Annotated in this window: 19 protein-coding genes; 4 read left to right on the top strand and 15 right to left on the bottom strand. The window is 69.3% G+C overall.

Translation table 11 applies throughout. The annotated features are described in order from the left end of the window. Positions 1–29 precede the first annotated feature (29 nt). Positions 30–1028, top strand: a complete 999-nt coding sequence (locus ACQUSX_RS07390; protein ID WP_428906301.1) for a diacylglycerol/lipid kinase family protein — start codon at positions 30–32, stop codon at positions 1026–1028. Positions 1029–1060: 32 nt separating this feature from the next. On the opposite strand, the gene ACQUSX_RS07395 is transcribed toward ACQUSX_RS07390, so the two are convergent. From ACQUSX_RS07395 to ACQUSX_RS07405, 3 genes are all read right to left on the bottom strand, one after another. Then, entirely contained in the window at positions 1061–1780 is a 720-nt protein-coding gene (locus ACQUSX_RS07395; RefSeq protein ID WP_428906302.1) for a hypothetical protein, read from the bottom strand. A gap of 55 nt (positions 1781–1835) precedes the next feature. Further along, complete coding sequence (gene cls / locus ACQUSX_RS07400) at positions 1836–3290, bottom strand: cardiolipin synthase (protein ID WP_428907610.1); 1455 nt, start codon at positions 3288–3290, stop codon at positions 1836–1838. Positions 3291–3430: 140 nt separating this feature from the next. Next, positions 3431–3604, bottom strand: coding sequence for a hypothetical protein (locus tag ACQUSX_RS07405; RefSeq protein WP_428906303.1), 174 nt, complete (start codon positions 3602–3604; stop codon positions 3431–3433). Positions 3605–3725: 121 nt separating this feature from the next. Here ACQUSX_RS07405 and ACQUSX_RS07410 point away from each other — a divergent pair, with 121 nt between their 5' ends. Then, on the top strand, positions 3726–4844 hold the full coding sequence (locus ACQUSX_RS07410; protein WP_428906304.1) for a DUF4192 family protein: 1119 nt from the start codon (positions 3726–3728) through the stop codon (positions 4842–4844). Between the two features lie 76 nt (positions 4845–4920). Here the strand turns inward: ACQUSX_RS07410 and lysS are convergent, their stop codons facing one another. Beyond that, positions 4921–6444: a lysine--tRNA ligase gene (gene lysS / locus ACQUSX_RS07415; RefSeq protein WP_428906305.1), complete on the bottom strand. Its 1524-nt coding sequence runs from the start codon at positions 6442–6444 to the stop codon at positions 4921–4923. A 91-nt stretch (positions 6445–6535) separates the two neighbouring features. On the opposite strand from lysS, the gene ACQUSX_RS07420 reads away from it, so the two are divergent. After that, positions 6536–8314 carry a DUF2207 domain-containing protein gene (locus tag ACQUSX_RS07420; protein WP_428906306.1) on the top strand — a complete coding sequence of 593 codons (1779 nt, stop codon included), beginning with the start codon at positions 6536–6538 and terminating at the stop codon, positions 8312–8314. A 19-nt stretch (positions 8315–8333) separates the two neighbouring features. Here the strand turns inward: ACQUSX_RS07420 and ACQUSX_RS07425 are convergent, their stop codons facing one another. The 10 genes from ACQUSX_RS07425 to hpt all read right to left on the bottom strand — a co-directional run bounded on the left by ACQUSX_RS07425 (position 8334) and on the right by hpt (position 16779). After that, the gene (locus ACQUSX_RS07425) at positions 8334–9035 is read right to left on the bottom strand and encodes a DUF2520 domain-containing protein (protein ID WP_428906307.1); all 702 of its coding nucleotides are present in this window, start codon (positions 9033–9035) and stop codon (positions 8334–8336) included. 2 nt (positions 9036–9037) lie between these two features. After that, the gene (locus tag ACQUSX_RS07430) at positions 9038–10783 is read right to left on the bottom strand and encodes a PH domain-containing protein (protein WP_428906308.1); all 1746 of its coding nucleotides are present in this window, start codon (positions 10781–10783) and stop codon (positions 9038–9040) included. Continuing rightward, complete coding sequence (locus ACQUSX_RS07435; RefSeq protein WP_428906309.1) at positions 10780–11400, bottom strand: PH domain-containing protein; 621 nt, start codon at positions 11398–11400, stop codon at positions 10780–10782. The genes ACQUSX_RS07430 and ACQUSX_RS07435 overlap by 4 nt, the downstream gene beginning before the upstream one ends. Beyond that, complete coding sequence (locus tag ACQUSX_RS07440; RefSeq protein WP_428906310.1) at positions 11369–11833, bottom strand: DUF3180 family protein; 465 nt, start codon at positions 11831–11833, stop codon at positions 11369–11371. The genes ACQUSX_RS07435 and ACQUSX_RS07440 overlap by 32 nt, the downstream gene beginning before the upstream one ends. Further along, the gene (gene folK / locus ACQUSX_RS07445; RefSeq protein ID WP_428907611.1) at positions 11830–12366 is read right to left on the bottom strand and encodes a 2-amino-4-hydroxy-6-hydroxymethyldihydropteridine diphosphokinase; all 537 of its coding nucleotides are present in this window, start codon (positions 12364–12366) and stop codon (positions 11830–11832) included. The genes ACQUSX_RS07440 and folK overlap by 4 nt, the downstream gene beginning before the upstream one ends. Further along, positions 12366–12725: a dihydroneopterin aldolase gene (folB, locus tag ACQUSX_RS07450; protein WP_428906311.1), complete on the bottom strand. Its 360-nt coding sequence runs from the start codon at positions 12723–12725 to the stop codon at positions 12366–12368. The genes folK and folB overlap by 1 nt, the downstream gene beginning before the upstream one ends. 1 nt (position 12726) lies before the next feature. Next, positions 12727–13533, bottom strand: coding sequence for a dihydropteroate synthase (gene folP, locus ACQUSX_RS07455; RefSeq protein ID WP_428906312.1), 807 nt, complete (start codon positions 13531–13533; stop codon positions 12727–12729). Continuing rightward, positions 13530–14153, bottom strand: coding sequence for a GTP cyclohydrolase I (gene folE, locus ACQUSX_RS07460; RefSeq protein WP_428906313.1), 624 nt, complete (start codon positions 14151–14153; stop codon positions 13530–13532). Before folE ends, folP begins: the two co-directional genes overlap by 4 nt. A 1-nt stretch (position 14154) precedes the next feature. Further along, entirely contained in the window at positions 14155–16158 is a 2004-nt protein-coding gene (gene ftsH / locus ACQUSX_RS07465) for an ATP-dependent zinc metalloprotease FtsH (RefSeq protein ID WP_428906314.1), read from the bottom strand. Between the two features lie 69 nt (positions 16159–16227). Then, on the bottom strand, positions 16228–16779 hold the full coding sequence (gene hpt / locus ACQUSX_RS07470) for a hypoxanthine phosphoribosyltransferase (RefSeq protein ID WP_428906315.1): 552 nt from the start codon (positions 16777–16779) through the stop codon (positions 16228–16230). Between the two features lie 106 nt (positions 16780–16885). Here hpt and ACQUSX_RS07475 point away from each other — a divergent pair, with 106 nt between their 5' ends. Then, a complete protein-coding gene (locus ACQUSX_RS07475) occupies positions 16886–17398 on the top strand; it encodes a DUF937 domain-containing protein (RefSeq protein ID WP_428906316.1) in 513 nt (170 codons plus the stop codon). A 75-nt stretch (positions 17399–17473) separates the two neighbouring features. On the opposite strand, the gene tilS is transcribed toward ACQUSX_RS07475, so the two are convergent. Further along, a complete protein-coding gene (gene tilS, locus ACQUSX_RS07480; RefSeq protein WP_428906317.1) occupies positions 17474–18463 on the bottom strand; it encodes a tRNA lysidine(34) synthetase TilS in 990 nt (329 codons plus the stop codon). Positions 18464–18625 lie beyond the last annotated feature (162 nt).

The following is an 18625-nucleotide window of genomic DNA, read 5'->3' on the forward strand; positions in this document are numbered from 1 at the left end:
AGGTGCGCATCCGGCCCTAGAGTGGCGGCATGGTGGCATCCGAGAGCGAGCAGAGGCACGCAGCGCTCGTCCTCAATCCCGTGAAGGTGGATGCCAAGCGCCTGCGCACCGCGCTGACCGCGCTCTCCGCCCAGCACGACTGGGCACCCCCGCGGTTCTACGAGACGAGCATCGACGATCCGGGGACCGCAATCACCCGAACCGCTCTCGAGGCCGGCGCCGCCGCGGTGCTCGTCGCCGGCGGCGATGGCACGGTGCGTGCCGTCGCCGAGGCGATGGCCGGCAGCGGCGTGCCGTTCGCGGTCGTTCCTGGCGGCACCGGCAATCTCTTCGCACGCAACCTGGAGCTGCCGCTGACGCAGCCCATGGCCATGATGGAAGCCGTCTTCACCGGGATCACGCATGGGGTCGACATCGGCTGGGCGCGACTGACGCGCCCGGACGGCACCGAGGACGAGCACGGCTTCGTCGTGCTCGCCGGCATGGGCCTGGATGCTGACATGATCGCCAACACCAGCCCGGATCTGAAGAAGTCCGTCGGCTGGGTGGCGTACCTCGACGGCGCCGCGCGCTCACTGCCCGGGGCGAAGCCGTTCCGGGTGGTGTTCCAGGTCGACGACGGCAGGCTGCACTCCACGAAGGTGCAGAGCATGCTGTTCGCGAACTGCGGCGCTCTTCCCGCCGGCATCGCGCTCATGCCGGATGCCTCGCTCGACGACGGCCAGATGGACATCGCCGTGATCCAGCCGACCGGCCCGCTGGGCTGGCTGGGCCTGTGGCGCAAGATCTGGTGGGACAACTCCGTGCTGCGCCGCACTCGGGCGGGTCGGCTGGTGCTGGAGCGCCGCGGCCGGGATGCCTCGATCCGCTACCGTGTCGGCCGCACCGCCGAGACGGCCATGGTCGCGCCGACGTCGATCGAGCTCGACGGCGACGAGTTCGGCGCCGCCGTGCGCATGTACTGCCGCATCGAGCAGCGCGCGCTGCGCATCGTCCTGCCTGCAGGGCACGACGTCTCGCGCTTCTGAGGCGCGCGGTCTGCTGGAGCAGGTGGCCCGGCTCAGCCCATCACGGAGACGGTGCCGTCCAGGTTGTCGCCGACGAGGGTCAGCTCGAACGGGCCGCCATCGTGCTCTTCCGGGATCGTGATCGTCGTCACCCGGGGCACGTAGTCCATGGTGCACACGCGGTCGACGGTGTCGAACGTGACCGTGGCGCCGGCATCCGACTGTTCGACGTCGATCACCACGGGCGGGCACGTCGACGAGCCCCACGTCAGCAGCGCGATGCCGTCGTCCTCGAACCAGCCGGCGGAGGGCGTCTGATCGCCCGCCGCGCCGGGCGCCTCGGCGAGCGCATCCAGGTCGACGTCCGCGGTGCGCCCGCCGTACTCGACGGCCACCTCGACGTCTTTCTTCACGTCCACGCCCTCGGGCATCGCGACGAACAGCGCGCGCGGCACCAGATCGTCGGTGCAGGCCTTCTCGTCGCCGTTCACGAGGGTCACGGTGACGTTCTGCCCGTCGGCGCCGACGGCGTCGACCATGGGCACGCAGCTCGACGAGCCCCAGGTGACGACGGCGAATCCGCGTCCGCCGTCCAGCCAGGCGAGCTCGACATCATCCGCGATCACGTCATCGCCGGGCGCGGGAGCGTCGTCGGTGTCCGCCGAGCTCGTGGGAGCGGGAGAAGCGGGCGAAGCCGTGCAGCCCGCCACGAGCAGCGTCGCGCCGGCGATCGCGAGGGCGGCCAGTGCCAGACGCAGTCGAGAAGTGGTCATGATCACAGGGTACCGGGGCGCCTGCGCTGTCCACAGACCCAGCTGCGGCCCACGCTCACTGCAGCGCGGACGTCAGGCGCGCCAGGTTGTCGAGCACGGTCGAGCGCAGCGGCTGCTGCATCCACTCGTCCAGTGTCAGCTCGCGGCTGAGCGCGCGGTACTCGTCTTCGAGCACGCGCATCTCGTCGACGAACTCCTCGCCGCGGACGAGCATGGAGACCTCCATGTTGAGGCCGAACGAGCGCATGTCCATGTTGCTCGAACCGATGACCGCGACCTGGTCGTCGATCGTCAGGCTCTTGGTGTGCAGGATGTACGGCTTCGGATACATCCAGATCCGCACACCGGCGCGCAGCAGCGCCTCGTAATAGCTGCGCTGCGCGTGGTAGACCATCGCCTGATCGCCCTGCTCCGACACGAACAGCTCCACCTTCACCCCGCGGTCGACGGCGGCCGTGACGGCGAGCAGCAGCGCCTCATCCGGCACGAAGTAGGGGCTGACCATCATGATGCGGTCGTTGGCCGCATACAGCAGGCCGAGGAACAGGCGCAGGTTGTTCTCGGCTTCGAACCCGGGGCCGGATGGCACGACCTGGCAGTCCAGGTCGCCCTCGCCGGATTCGACTCTGGTGATATCGATTCCCTCGGGCACCCGATCGGTCTCAGCGTAGTAGTCGCTGAGGAACACGGCGTTCAGGCTCGAGACGACGGGCCCGTCGACGCGCACCATGAGGTCGACCCAGTGCAGACCCTGCCGGATGTTCTTGGGCAGGTTGTACGACGAGTCGGTGATGTTCTGCGAGCCGAGGAAGCCGACCCGGCCGTCGATCACGAGCAGCTTGCGGTGGTTGCGCAGGTCGGGGCGCTGGATGCGACCGCGCAGCGGCCGCACGGGCAGCATCACGTGCCAGTCGGCGCCCATGTCGTCCAGCCGGCGCAGCGTCTCACGGTACCTGGGCTTCCATCTGTTGGCCCAGTAGTCCATCAGCACCCGCACGGGGATGCCGCGCGCAGCGACCTCCTCCATGGCGCGGAAGAAGTTGTCGGTCGAGACGTCGGCCTGCAGGATGTAGAACTCGACGTGCACGTAGTCCTGCGCGGTGCGGATCTCGTCGGCCATCGCGTCGAGCGACTCCTGGTAGTCGCTGATCAGATGTGCGCCGTTGTCGCCTGAGAGAGGGAGCGCACCGAGGTGCTGGTTCATCACGACCAGCGGGGGGAACCACTCGGGGGCGTTCGGTCGCAGCGTGCCGAAGTTCAGGTGGCTGGCGCTGTCTGTGATGTACGCGTTGATGCGCTCCTGCTTGCGGCGCCGCGCACGCGGAAGCTTGGGATTGCCGATCAGCAGGAACAGCAGTACGCCGAGCACCGGGATGAAGAAGATCGCCAGCAGCCAGGCCATGGCCGAGGTCGGCTTGCGGTTGCGAGGAACGATGACGACGGCGACGATGCGGACGGTGATGTCGACGATGACGTATGCGAGAACCGCCCACCAGGGCCACGCCTGCATGTTCACCGACGCACCCCCGTCCCTTCGCTAGGGATCAGCGTAGCGGGAGGTGACGACGTTCCGCGGCAACTGCGTGGCGGCGAGGAGGACGCCGTCGGATTCGGGACGGGCGATCGGTCAGGACCGGGGAAGGAGTCGGCTCAGGAGCGGGGCGGAAGTCCGCGCGCAGCGCGTTCCTCGGCCTCGATCTGGGCGTGCACCTTCCGCTCGGTCCGGTCGAAGCGCAGGATGCCGCGCAGCACGATCACGAAGACGACGCTCACGCCGATGGTCGGCAGAATCGACCATGCTGCCGCGATCCAGAAGTTGTCCACACCTCCATGCTACGCCCCGCAGCTGTGGACTCGTCCTGCACAGGAAGCCCGATCGGTCGGGTTGTGCACAGTGACCGGGATCGCGCCCCTGGGCGTCCGCCCGGCTGACCACACTCGGCACATGACCACGATCATCCACGCCACAGATCCCGCCGAGTTCCTCGGCCTCGTCCCGGCTCTCGCCGGCTTCACTCCACGGCAGAGCCTCGTGATGCTGCCTTTCCACAGCACCCGAACGCAGGGCGCGATGCGCATCGACCTGCCCGACGACGAAGTCGAGCCCGATGCGTTCGCCGGAGTCGCGCTGCAGGCTCTGCTCCAGGTGCCAGGGGTCGATGCGGTCGCCTTCATCGTCTACACCGACGATGCCGCGCAGCCGATCCCCGACGGCGTCCTGCTGCCGCACCTGACCACCGCCGAGGCCCTGCTCGCCGTCTGCGCACAGACGGGCATGCACGTCGTCGAAGCGCTGTGCGTGACTCCTCACGGCTGGTCCGACTACCTCGATGACGAGCCCGTCGTGCATCCGCTCGCCGACATCCCTGCTGCCCCCGATGTGCCGGGCATCGGCGATGTCAGCGGCGACCAGCTCGCCGGCGCCGCGCTGCCGCCGAGTGACCTGGTCGAACGCGAGATGGTCGGGCGGGCGCTGCGCGATCTCGAGGACGTCATGGAGCGGCATCAGCGCGGCAGCGCGCACGTGAGCACCGGTGAGAGCCCACTGGCGCTGATGACGGCGGACGAGCTTCTCGACGACCTGCCCTGCTTCGCCGAAGCACTGCTCGATGCACCATCCGACGACGACGCCTACACGTGCGCCGCTCTCCTCTGGTGCCTTCAGCGGCCGGCGCTGCGCGATGCGATTCTCGTGCAGTGGGCGACCGATCTGACCTTCGGCCAGCGCGCGCTGGATGCGCAGTTGAACTTCTCGACCTCGGGCGACGGAATTCCGGATGCCGTGGGGCAGGTGTTTCTCGGGCGCGGGCCGCGACCCGACGCGGATCGGCTGGGCTGCGCGCTGCAGGTCGTCCGCTCGGCGGTGTCCCGCGCACCGCGGCACGCCAAGGCAGGAGCACTCACCGCGGCCGCGTGGCTGTCATGGGCGCTTGGCCGCTCGACGCACGCCGGTGAGTACGTGGATCAGGCGCTGTCGATCGAGCCCGAGCACAGCATGGCGTCGCTCATCTCGACCATGCTCTCGGCCGCGGTGCTGCCGGAATGGGCCCTGAAGCGGGCCTGAGTGCTGAAGCGGGCCTGAGTGCTGAAGTGGGCCTGAGTGCTGAAGAGGACCCGAGTGCTGAAGTGGACCCGAGCCCTTACTTGACGAGCGGGAACAGGATGGTCTCGCGGATGCCGAGACCGGTGATCGCCATCAGCAGGCGGTCGATGCCCATTCCCATGCCACCCGACGGCGGCATACCGTGCTCGAGAGCGCGCAGGAACTCCTCATCGACCGGCATGGCCTCGACGTCACCGCGCGCCGCGAGCTTCGCCTGCTCGACGAAGCGCTCGCGCTGGATGACCGGATCGACCAGCTCGGAGTACCCCGTCGCCAGCTCGAAGCCGCGGACGTACAGATCCCACTTCTCGACGACACCGCCGATCGAGCGGTGCTCGCGCACCAGCGGCGAGGTGTCGATAGGGAAGTCCATCACGAAGGTCGGACGGACCAGGTCGACCTTCACGAAGTGCTCCCACAGCTCCTCGACGAGCTTGCCGTGCGTGGGGTGCGGGGGGACATCTACGCCGTTCGCCTCGGCGAACGCGATGAGGTCCTCGACCGGGTCCTGCGGGGTGACCGTGCGACCGGATGCCGCCGAGAGCGAGTCGTACATCGAGACGCGGTCCCATTCGCCGCCGAGGTCGTACTCGGTGCCGTCGGCCCAGGTCACCGTCGTGGAGCCGGCAACCGCGACGGCGGCGTTCTGCACCAGCTCCTGCGTCAGCGAGGCCATCTGGTTGTAGTCGCCGTACGCCTGGTACGCCTCGAGCATCGCGAACTCGGGGCTGTGCGTGGAATCGGCTCCCTCATTGCGGAAATTGCGGTTGATCTCGAAGACGCGCTCGATGCCGCCGACGACGGCGCGCTTCAGGTACAGCTCCGGCGCGATGCGCAGGAAGAGCTCGGTGTCGAAGGCGTTCGAATGCGTGATGAAGGGGCGAGCGGATGCCCCGCCGTGCTGCACCTGCAGCATGGGCGTCTCGACCTCGAGGTACTCGTGCGAGGTGAAGGTGCTGCGCAGGCTCGCGTTGACCGCCGCGCGGGCGCGCACGGTGGCGCGGGCCTGGTCGCGCACGATCAGATCGAGGAAGCGGCTGCGCACCCGCGTCTCCTCGCTGAGGTCGCCGTAGACGTTGGGCAGCGGCAGGATCGCCTTCGATGCGATCTGCCACTCGTCGACCATCACCGACAGCTCGCCGCGACGGCTGGAGATGACCTCGCCGTGCACGAACACGTGGTCGCCGAGGTCGATGAGCTCCTTCCACGCCGCCAGCGACTCGTCGCCGACGTTCGCCAGCGACACCATCGCCTGGATGCGCGAGCCGTCGCCGGCCTGGAGCGTCGCGAAGCACAGCTTGCCCGTGTTGCGGCTGAAGACGATGCGGCCGGCGATGCCGACGACGACACCCGTCTCAGCTCCCGGCTCGAGCTCGCCGTACTCGGCGCGCAGCGCCGGGATGCTGTGGGTGACGGGCACCGCCACCGGGAACGCCCCGCCACCGGCATCCGATCGGCTCGCGATCAGCTTCTCGCGCTTCGCGAGGCGCACGGCCTTCTGCTCGAAGACGTCGTCTTCCAGCTCGGCAGGGGCGGCGGTCGGCGCAGACGCGTCAGTCATGGGTGGGGCTCCTTGAAGAAAGTCGCCTCCAGTCTACCGGCGGGCCCCCGGTGTCCCCGAGCCGTGCATGACGCAGGCTAGCCTTCTGACCATGCGCCGATTCGCCACCGTCCTGACGATCATGCTCGGCCTGCTGACCGCCGCGCTGCTTCCCGCATCCGCCGCATCCGCCGACGTCGACGACTTCTCATACTCGTCATGGGATGCCCGATACGACATCTCGCTCGACGGCGAGGGCCGCGCGGTCGCGCGCGTCACCGAGACCGTCGTGGCGGAGTTTCCGGACTTCGATCAGAACAAGGGCATCGTGCGCGGATACCCCGAGCGGTACGAGGGCGCCGGCCTCAGCCTGGACATCGTCGCGGTGAGGGATGCTGACGGCGGCGACGTGCCCTTCGAGACCGAGTCCGAGGATGGCACGCTGTACGTGCTCACCGGCACCGACGACTACGTGCGAGGCTCGACCACCTACGTGATCGAGTACACGATGCGCGACTTCATGGTCACCGGATCCGAATCGGGCAACGACGAGTTCTACTGGGACCTGCTGCCGCTGACGAGCACGCAGGACATCGGGCGCTTCAACGCCGACATCGCGTTCGACGGCGCTCTCGTGGACGCGCTCACCGGCGATACGGCCTGCTACCAGGGCCGGCAGGGCAGCACGGACACCTGCACGCTCGACGGGCCTCGCTCGGAGGGCGGCGCACAGGTCTTCACGGTCACCTCCGGCGAGCGCGCGGCGGGCGACGGCGTGACCGTCGCGATCGGGTTCGAGGCGGGCACTGTCGTCCAGCCTGCGGCCCGCGAGCCGGACGCACTGGCCGACTTCGGACCAGCCGCGCTCGGCGGGGCCTCGGTCGTCGCCGCGGTCGGCGCCTGGGCATCCATCGGCATGTTCGTGCGGCGACGCCGCACGGCGACCGGCATCGTCGTGGCGCAGTTCGACGTGCCCTCCGACATGCCGCCGCTGGTCGCGGCGCCGCTGATCCCCGGGGCGCCGAACCCGGTTCCGGCCCAGCTCGTGCATCTGGCGGTGGGCGGCGCGATCCGTCTGGAGGACGAACCCGGCAGCGACCGTCCGGTGGTGCGCCGGCTCGATCGAGAAGCCGCTGTGACGCCTCTGGATCGGGCGATGGTGGATGCGGTCGTGGGCGGTGAGCGCACCATGCGGACGATCCCTCGTAAGAGCACCAAGTTCGCGAAGCGAATGGCGAAGCTGGTGAGCAAGGGCGCGAAGGAGGCAGCCGCGCGCGGATGGACGACGAAGGAGCGCAGCCGCGCGGCGGTCGGCTTCGCCTGGGGTGCGGTGGCGCTGCTCGTCGCGGCGTTCGTGCTGTTCATCTGGGCCGCGACACACGACCGCGATCTGCTGCCGCTGGGGGTTGTGGCCGTCATCTTCACTTTCGTGATCGTGCTGATCACCTGCTTCGCGGCGTTCAGCAGGCACACGGTGTTCACGCGATCCGGTGCTGAGCAGCAAGAGCACCTGCTCGGCGTGAAGGAGTTCATCCGCGTGGCCGAGGCCGACCGCCTGCGCATGCTGCAGTCGTATCAGGGGGCCGAGCGGCGCAGCGACGGCACGGTCGACGTGGTGCACCTGTACGAGAAGCTGCTGCCCTACGCGATGCTGTTCGGCGAGGAGAAGAGCTGGAGCTCGGTGCTCGCGACGGCCTACTCCGACAGCGGCTACGGTCCGAGGTGGATCGACACGGCCGCGGGCGTCTCGATCGGCTCGCGGCTTTCGACGTATTCATCGACCGTGCGCTCGGCCGCGACCTACTCGCCGTCGTCGAGCTCGTCCGGCGGATCGACCGGAGGCGGGTTCTCGGGCGGCGGCGGAGGCGGCGGGTTCTCCGGCGGGCGCTGAGCGCCACGCGCCACGCGACTTACAGACCGGGCGGCAGCGCCAGCGGGTCGGATTCGTCGCGCAGCGCGCGCTCGACGGCCGATGACACCAAGGCCGATAGGTATCCGCCGGGGTTCTCGACGCCGATGCCGCGCAGCAGGCCAGTCGCCTGCTGCACGATCGAGCGTGAGAACTCGGATGCCGTGGCGATGGCCTCCGCGTAGGCGGCGCGGTCCTGCTCGGCGATGACGACCGGCTCGCAGCCCATCTCGACGGCGAGCGCCTGCGCGATGGGCAGCACGGCGGCCGGCGCCGTGACACCGGCGAACGAGGCCTGCAGCTGCCGCAGGTCGACGGAGGTGCCGTTGAACGTGATCGCCGGATGCACCGCCAGCGGGATGGCCCCGCGCTCAGCCGCGGGGCGCAGCACCTCGGTTCCGTAGCCCGGATCGGTGTGCAGCACGAGCTGGCCGAGCTGCCACCCGCCGATGTCGGCGATGCCCTTGACGAGCCCGGGCAGCTCGGCGTGGGGCACGGCGATCACGACCAGTTCGCTGCGCCGCACCACCTCTTCGGCGTCGATCACCGGCACCCCGGGCAGCACCGCCGCGGCGCGATCATCATCCGAGCCGCTGGTGATGCCGGTGATGGCGTGCCCCACTCCGGCGAGCGCCGCGCCGATGACCGGGCCGACCTTTCCCGCCCCGATGATGCCGACGCCGAGTCGTCCCGGTGCGGTCATCGTCAGCCCTGCTCTCCCACGCGGTGGCCCGGCTCGTCCCGGCGGTGGCCCGGCTCGTCCCAGCGGTGATCCTGCTCGGCCCAGCGATGACTCTGATCGCTGGTGACGGCATCCACGGCCGCACGGGCGACCTCGTCGATCATGCTCTGCGCGTCGCCGCGATCCAGCGCCGACAGGGTCGACGAGACCGGGCCGGTCACTGTGTGCACCTGCATAGAGGCGACGCTCTGCATGCGCGAGATCGGTCCCTGCGAAATCGAGAGTCCCTGCATGCGTGCGAGCGGGAAGATCGCCAGCTGACGCCACATCCATCCCTTGCGCAACAGCAGTCCGCCGCGCGCAAGGGTCCAGCCGTGCCGCTTCCAGCTGAACGGGTGCCGCCAGGCAGCCCGTCGCGGCACCGTGCGGAACCGATCGTCGCCCTTGCCGCCGAGCACGCCGTGCTCCCACAGGTACGCGAGCTCCTCTGCGGTGACATCCGGGATCAGCAGTCCGAGCACACGTTCGACGTCGGCGCGCTTGCCGACGGGCAGCACGATGTTGAACTGCTGCGCGGTGCCGGACTGCGCCTGTGCGGCGGACTTGCCGGACATGCGGTTGATCCGCACGACCCACCATCCGAACGGCCGCCACAGCAGCGACTGCGAGACCGAGATGGCGAAGATGCGACCGGGCGGCAGGGTCTCGGTCACCGTCGTCAGCAGGCCGAAGGTGAGTCGGATGCCATCGGGCGTGGGTGCGATGGAATAGCGCAGCGACTTGGAGATCTGCGCCCAGGTGATGCCGACAACGGCGATCACCAGCGGGATGCCCATGCCGAGCATGATGCCGATCATCGCGATGACGATCTCGGGCCCGCTCTCGCCGTCGGCGGTCATGCCGAAGTATGCCGCGCCGAGGGTGAAGACGAAGAGCCCGCCGAAGAACAGGACCCACAGCACCGCAGAAACGAGCTGCGAGCCGATGAGCCGGCCGGTGGGGATCTTCACAACGCTCTCAGGGGCGACGTCGGCGAGATCCACGCCCTCGATCAGGCCCGAGACACCCGCGTTCATCGAGCCGACCAGCTGTCCGCGTGCCGTTGCCGGGGCGCCGGCAGGCGGGACGGCACCGGATGCCACGAGGCGTGCGGTCCGGGCGCCGGAGGCGAGCCGCAGGATGTCGCCGCGGACGGCCTCGGCCTTCGACGTGGCCAGATATTCCAGGTCGACGTTCGAGTCGGTGCCTGCTCCGACGACCTCGATCTTGGCCAGGCCGATGATGCGGGCCGGGAACGGGCGGGTGAGGTTCACGCCCTGGACGCGGTCGAGCGGCGCACGGCGCTGCGAGCGGAACAGCAGGCCCTTGCGGACCTCGACGTGCGACCCGGTGATGCGGAACTGGTGGAAGCGCCACACGATCCAGAAGCCGACGATGAAGACGATGACGATTCCGGCGACGATCAGCAGCGCCAGCAGGATGAGGTTGTTGGCGAGCACCCAGTCGATCGGGTCACCGGAGTAATCGCCGTACTCCATGTACGACGCCTCTTCAGGTGCGAACTGCTGCACGAAGAAGTTGATGATCCGGTCGCGCATGTTCGAGATGACGATGCCCGCGACGATGATCAGCACCAGCCCGCCCTTGAACAGGGGGGTGAGCGGGTGCATCCGATGCCATTCGCCGTCGGCGAGGGTGGACGAACCGCCGTCCGGCAGCGTCTCGGATGCTGCCGGAGGCTGCGGCGCGGGTGCGGCGGGAGTGCTCACAGGCCGGTCCGCCTGGTCTCGGCGACCTCGATCAGGGTGTCGCGCAGCGCTTCAGCCGCCGCCTGGGTGAGACCGGGGATCTGCACGCCCGTTGTGGCCGCGGCGGTGACCATCTTCAATTGCGAGACGCCGAACGCGCGATCGAGCGGACCGTGGGTGATGTCGACGAGCTGCAGGCGCCCGTAGGGCACCGCGACCATGCGCTGCCACAGGATGCCACGGCGGAAGACGATGTCGTCGGCGCGCAGCATGTAGCCGATCGCCTTGGCCTGCCGGGGCAGGATCACCATCGTGATGAGCGTGACCAGGATGACCACGCCACCGGGGATCCACACCCACTGCTGATCGAAGCCGAGCGCGACGACCAGCATCGCGGCCGCGACGACGATCACGAAGAGGGCGTTCTGCAGCAGCTGGGAGACGACGTAGCGCGGTGAGATCTGATGCCACGACCCGTCGAGTGCGAGTGCGGCGGGGTTGCGCGGGGTGCGAAGCGCCTCATAGGTTCCGGTGTCGAGCGCGGGCGAGGTCTCGGGTGCGGTCGCCGCAGGCGCCGGAGGAACCGACGCGTCGTTCGCGGTCGGCTCACTGGGAGGGGGCGTCTGGCTGTCGGTCATCAGGATCCTTCGGCAGAGTGCAGAACTGTTCCGCGATGAGCGCGACCCCGACCAGCACCAGCGCGCCGACGACGAGGGCGACCATCGCCACAACCGACCCTACCGGGGCGGGTACCGGGCGGCTGAGCAGGAACACGAGCAGCCCCGCTCCGAATCCGGCCATGATCGCTCCGAGAAGGCTGGAGGCGCGCGCCAGGCTCGCTGCGCGCAGCGCCCGGAAGGGGTCGATCCTGGTTCCCTCGCGCACACTGCGGCGCACCGGCCAGGCGAGGAGGAAGACGGTCGCGGCGATCAGGAGCAGCAGCACCGGCAGGAAGCCGGACGGGGTGAACGTCGCCCGTCCGGTGACCGTGAGCAGATGGTTGAACCCGAAGCCCGCGCCCGCGCCCAGCAGCGCGAGCACCGCGAGGACGCCGGCCGAGGTGCGCTTCACAGCGCGTCGCCCTTCAGCTTCCGCACCAGTTCGTCGACGCGTCCGGCACCGGGGAGGATGGCGTCCGGATCGATGCTCAGCCAGGGTTCGAGCACGAACAGCCGCTCCGCGGCGCGCGGATGCGGCACCTGCAGATGCTCCGCGTCGCTCGCGAAATCGCCGTAGGCGATCAGGTCGAGATCGAGCGTGCGGTCTCCCCAGCGCTCGCGCCGGATCCGCCCCTGCTCCTCTTCGACGGCGTGCAGCATGCCCAGCAGCACCTGTGGCGCCAGCCTGGTCGTCATCAGCGCGACCGCGTTCAGATAGGGCGGGGCGTCGGGGTCGGGTCCATCGACCTTGACGGCAACGGTCTGAATGGGCTCGGACATCACCAGGTCCTCGACCAGCGGCAGCCTGCGCAGTCGCTCCGCGGCGGCCCGCAGCATCTCGCCGCGGTCGCCCTCGTTCGAGCCGAGGGCGATGACGGCGACTTCGGGCTCCCGCCCCGGGCGCGGGTCGGGCATCTCAGGCAGGTGCGTGAGGCGGCGGTCCATCATGACCGTCCTCGGCGCAGGGTCACGGCGACGTCCGAGAACGTCTGGGCGATCGGCGCGTGCGGCTTGTGCACCGTCACGGTGACGTTCTCCACCCGGTCGTCCTCGAGCACAGCATCCGCGATCCGCGCCGCGAGGCGCTCGACGAGGTTCACCGGCTCGCCCGCCACGATCGCGGCGACGCGATCGGCGAGTTCGCCGTAGTGGACGGTGTCGGCGACGTCATCGGATGCCGCGGCAGCGGCCAGCGAGAGCCCGAGCGTCAGGTCGATCCTGAACTCCTGCCCGTCGCGCCGCTCGTGGTCGAAGACGCCGTGATAGCCGAACACCGTCAGTCCGGTCAGCGAGATCTCGTCCATTTCAGGCTCCGTCCCAGGCTGCGGTGATCGCCAGAGCGTCCCTCGTGGCGGCGACGTCGTGCACGCGCACGGCCCATGCTCCCGCCCGGGCGGCGAGCGCGCTGGTGACGGCCGTGGCGAGATCGCGACGCTGCTGAGTGAGCGCCCCGGAGACCGCGTCGTCGAGCGCTTCGGCGAGGAAGCGCTTGCGCGACGTGCCGATCAGCACGCGGTGCCCGAGCGCAGCGATCTCGTCCGTCCCCCGCAGCACGTCCCAGTTCTGCGTGCCCGACTTCGCGAAGCCGATGCCAGGGTCGACGATCACGCGCGACGGCGCGATGCCGGCGGCCGCCGCTGCTCTCACGCGCTCGCGCAGTTCGGATGCCACCTCCTGCGCCGCACGCGTGTACTGCGCCTTGGCGTACATGTCCGATGACGGGCCGCGCCAGTGGCCGATCGCGATGTCGGCGTCGAGGCCGGCGACGGCCGACAGCATCCGCTCGTCTGCGAGCCCGCCGGAGACGTCATTGACGATCCTCGCGCCCGCGGCGACGGCCGCGACGGCGGTGTCGGCGTTGAGCGTGTCGATGGAGGTGGCGATTCCGGCATCCGTCAGCGCCTCGACGACCGGCAGCACCCGCGCCTGCTCGACCTCGGGAGTCACCCGATCGGAACCGGGCCGCGTCGACTCGCCGCCGACGTCGATGATCGCCGCGCCCTGCGCCCGCAGCAGGCGCGCGTGCGCCACCGCGACCTCGGGGTCGGTGAAGCGCCCGCCGTCGCTGAACGAGTCGGGCGTGATGTTGAGGATGCCCCAGATCAGAGTCATGTCCAGGCCCCTGATCCTGATTGGGTTCCTGAGCTCGCCGACGATCCGATCAGCGCGATGAGCTCGGCGCGGGCGGTCGGCTCGGTGAACTCGCCGCGCGCGGCGATCGTGACGGTGGATGCCAGGGGCTGACGGCCGCCGCGCATCGTCACGCACCCGTGCGAGGCGTCGAGCACGACGAGAACGCCCCGCGTGTCGAGGTTCTCGGCGATGGCATCCGCGATCTGCTCGCCGAGACGCTCCTGCACCTGCGGGCGCGTGGCGAGGGTCTCGACGACCTTCACCAGGGCGCCGAGACCGACCACCTGCTCCCCCGGCAGGTACGCCAGGTGGGCGACGCCGGCGAACGGCAGCAGGTGATGCTCGCAGACGGAGCGGAAGCGGATGTCGCGCAGCAGCACCGCGCCGGAGGGCAGGGTGTCGGGCGCCGGCCCCCGCGAGACACTGATGGTGCGCTCGAGGTGCACGGCGGGGTCTTCGCTGACGCCGGCGAAGAACTCCGCGTACAGCTCCGCCATTCGGCCTGGGGTCTGCTTCAGGCCTGGACGGTCCGGGTCCTCGCCGATCGCTTCGAGCAGCTCACGGGTGAGCCGTTCGACGCGATCCCTGTCGACCGCCACGTCAAGCCGTCGCCGGTCGAGCCTGCCCGCCGCTGGCGTGCGCACCCGAAGTGCGAGTGGCGGGCCCCTGTGCGGGTGTGGTCGCGGCGATGCCCTGATCCGCGCGACGAGGCACCTCGATCGGCGGCACCGTCGACACCGGACGCTCCTCGCTGGAGAGCCACTGCGGGCGCTCGGGGAGCTTGCGCACCTCGGTGAAGATCTCGGCGATCTGGTTGTGGTCGAGGGTCTCCTCCTCGAGCAGCGCGAGCGCAAGTCGATCGAGGATGTCGCGGTTCGCGCTGATCACCTGATAGGCCTCGTTGTGCGCCTGCTCGATCAGTGCGCGCACCTCGGTGTCGACGCGCTCGGCGATCGTCTCGGAGTACTCGCGTCCGCGGCCCATGTCACGGCCGGCGAACGGCTCGCCGCCCTCGGAGCCGAGCTTGACCGGACCGAGGTCGGTGGTCATGCCGTACTCGATCACCATCTTGCGGGCGATGCTGGTCGCCTTCTCGATGTCGTTCGAGGCGCCGGTGGTGGGGTCGTGGAAGACGAGCTCCTCGGCGACGCGGCCGCCCATGGCGTAGGTGAGCTGATCCTGCAGCTCGTTGCGGGTGACGGAGTACTTGTCATCCAGGGGCATCACCATGGTGTACCCGAGCGCCTTGCCGCGCGGCAGGATCGTGATCTTGGTGACCGGGTCGGTGTAGTTCATCGCCGCCGCGGCGAGCGCGTGCCCGCCCTCGTGGTACGCGGTGATGAGCTTCTCCTTGTCCTTCATCACGCGGGTGCGGCGCTGCGGGCCGGCGATCACACGGTCGATGGCCTCATCGAGGGCGCGGTTGTCGATCAGCTGGGCGTTCGAGCGCGCGGTAAGCAGCGCAGCCTCGTTGAGCACGTTGGCGAGGTCTGCACCGGTGAAGCCGGGGGTCTTGCGAGCGACGACCTCAAGGTCGACCGACTGCGAGAGTGGCTTGCCCTTGGCGTGCACCTCGAGGATCTGCTGGCGGCCCTTCAGGTCGGGGGCGTCGACGCCGATCTGGCGGTCGAAGCGGCCCGGGCGCAGCAGCGCCGGGTCGAGGATGTCGGGGCGGTTGGTCGCGGCGATGACGATGACGTTCGCGTTCGGGTCGAAGCCGTCCATCTCGACGAGCATCTGGTTCAGCGTCTGCTCGCGTTCATCGTTTCCGCCGCCCATGCCGGCGCCGCGGTGGCGGCCGACGGCGTCGATCTCATCGATGAAGATGATCGCCGGGGCGTTCTCCTTCGCCTGGGTGAACAGGTCGCGCACGCGGGATGCTCCGACGCCGACGAACATCTCGACGAAGTCCGAACCCGAGATGGAGTAGAACGGGGCACCCGCCTCGCCTGCCACGGCACGCGCGAGCAGGGTCTTTCCGGTTCCGGGAGGGCCGTACAGCAGCACGCCCTTCGGGATGCGGGCGCCGATCGCCTGGAACTTGGCTGGGTCCTGCAGGAACTCCTTGATCTCGTGGAGCTCTTCGATGGCCTCTTCGGCGCCGGCGACGTCGGCGAAGGTGACCGTCGGAGTCTCCTTGCTGACGAGTTTCGCCTTCGACTTGCCGAACTGCATGACCTTGCTGCCGCCGCCTTGCATCGACGAGAGCAGCCACCAGAACAGCAGGCCCAGCAGCACCAGCGGCAGAAGCAGCGAGAGGAAACCGTCGAACCAGGTGGCCCGCGGCACGACGTCGTTGAAGCCGTCCTTCGGTGCCGCCGTGTCGATCGCCTCTACGACCTGGTCGGCGCGCGCCTCGACGTAGTAGAACTGGACGTTCTTGGCGCCCTCGAACTCCTTCGAGAGAGTCAGGTCGACCCGCTGGTCGCCGTCCGTGTTGACGACCTTCGTCACCGTCTCGCCGTCGAGCAGCTCGAGACCCTGCTGCACCGTGATCTGCTTCGGCGCGGACAGGTTCGAGATCAGCAGGAAGCCGGCGAACAGCAGAACGCCGATCAACGCAACGTAGATCAGCGGGTTCTTGGAGACCTTCTTGACATCCATGATGCGTTCAGCGTACCGCCAGGCCGCTAGGCGGCCGCTGTGCGTTCACCGACGGCGTAGCCGTGCGCGTCAGGAGTAGACGTGCGGGGCGAGCACGGCCACGTCGCGCAGGTTGCGGTAGCGCTCGGCGTAGTCGAGGCCGTAGCCGACGACGAACTCGACGGGGATGTCGAAGCCGACGTACTTGCAGTCGATCTCGACCTTCGCCGCCTCGGGCTTGCGCAGCAGCGCCAGCACCTCGATGGACTCCGCACCGCGGGACTCGAAGTTCTCGAGCAGCCAGCTCAGCGTGAGGCCTGAGTCGATGATGTCCTCGACGATCAGCACGTGCTTGCCGTGCAGGTCGGTGTCGAGGTCCTTGCGGATCTGCACGACGCCGCTCGACTTCGTGCTGGCGCCGTAGCTCGAGACGGCCATCCAGTCCATCGGCGCGTGGAACGGCAGGGCGCGGGCGAAGTCGGCCATCACCATGACGGCACCCTTCAGCACGCCGACGAGGACCAGGTCCTTGCCCTCGTAATCGGCCGCGACGCGTTCCGCCAGCTCGGCGAGCTTCGCTTGGATCTGCTCTTCGGTGACGAGGATCTGAGTGAGGTCATCCTGGATTTCCGCAGCGCGCATGCGTCGAGTCTAGATCGAATCGCTCAGGCATCCCTGCGAAGTGCACGAGGTGCCCGCTACCCTGAGCACCAGGAGCGGGCGGGCGCCCGCGGGGAAGAAGGAAGACATGGACCTCGACGCGATTCTCAAGCAGGTGCCGGTCGACGACATCGCCAAGCGATTCGGCGTCAGCCGGGACATCGCCCGACAGGCGGTCGAAGAGGGCGGCGCGGCGCTCGTCGGCGGCCTGGCGAAGAACGCCGAGACCGCAGAGGGCTCGTCGGCGATCGAGAAGGCACTGAGCCGCCACGAGGGCTTCACCGGCGCATCCAGCATCGACGACATCGACGAGGCGGACGGCAAGAAGATCGTCAAGCACGTGTTCGGCGACAAGGAGAAAGAGGTCGCAGGCACCCTGACCACGTCCGAGAAGACGGCGGGCGGGATCGACTTCGGCAAGCTGCTGCCGGTGCTCGCGCCGATCATCATGGGTCTGATCGCGAACGCCGGCAAGGGCAAGAACGCAGGCGGCGGTGGCGGGCTCGGCGACATCCTGGGCGGCCTGCTCGGCGGCGGTCAGCAGAGCAGTGGCGGCGGGATCGGCGATATCCTCGGCGGCCTGTTCGGCGGCAAGAAGTAAGACACCAGTGCAAGGCCCCGCGAATCCGATTCGCGGGGCCTTGTCGATGTCCCGGCCCAGGGCGCGGTGACTGGGTCAGCGCGCCCGAAAGACGATGCGCCCGCCCTGGCGGCGCGCACTGCACCCGGGCAGGTCGATGGGTCCCTGCCCCGACCAGTCGGTGGCCAGCCTGGCGACCTCGAGCGTCTGCAGACGCGTCAGCCCGACACCGAACTCGCTGTCGACCACGAGCCGGATGATGCGGTTGCGCAGCGCCGCCGGGTTCGCGGCGAGTGCCGCCACGCTGACCGAGATGCCAGCCTCCGCGTGCTCGACGATGTCCTCGATGGTCTCGTGGATCATCTCGTCGAACGCCTCGGCGTCCTCGCGCAGCTGCTCTGCGGTGCGTGCGAGGGCCTCAGCGATGCCGGGTCCGAGCTCGGCTTCTAGCACGGGCAGCACTCGTTCGCGCGCGCGCACCCGGGTGAAGCGGGTGTCGAGGTTGTGTGGGTCGTCCCAGACTGCGAGATCGGATGCTGCGCAGAAGGCGCGCGTGGTGTCGCGCCGCACGCCGAGCAGCGGGCGCAGCCAGACGGTGCGGTCTTCGTCCTGCCTCCGCGGAGCCATGCCCTGCAGGCTCGCGGCGCCCGAGCCGCGGGCGAGACCGAGCAGCACCGTCTCCGCCTGGTCGTCGAGGGTGTGCCCGAGCAGCACGGCGGCGGCCTGCTCTTCGGCCGCGATCGCGCGCAGGGCTGCGTAGCGCGCGTCGCGCGCAGCGGCCTCCGGGCCGTCTGCGGACTCCCCCACGCTCACGCGTCGCACGACGGCGCGGATGCCGACGGCTTCAGCCTTTTCGGATGCCTGTGCGGCAGCATCCGCCGATCCGTCCTGCAGCCCGTGGTCGATGGTCGCGCTGATGACGCGGATCCCGCGGGAGCGCGCCTCGAACACCGTCGCGGCGGCGAGGGCGAGCGAGTCGGCGCCGCCGGAGAGCGCGACGATCACTGTGGCGCCGTCGGGTACCGCGCTGAGCGCCGTGCGCACGGCGAGGCGAATCTCGGCGATGACGGGCGGGAGAGACGGCATCCCCCAAAACTACGACCTTCCCCTGCAGGGGAAGGTCGTAGTTTTGGGGGATGCCGTCTCTCCTGCCCGTCATCGCCGAAATCCGCCTCGCCGTGCGCACGGCGAGGCGGATCTCGGCGATGACGGGCGGGAGAGACGGCATCCTCCAAAGCTACGACCTTC

The sequence above is a fragment of the Microbacterium alcoholitolerans genome (assembly GCF_050408615.1).
GTDB lineage: Bacteria > Actinomycetota > Actinomycetes > Actinomycetales > Microbacteriaceae > Microbacterium.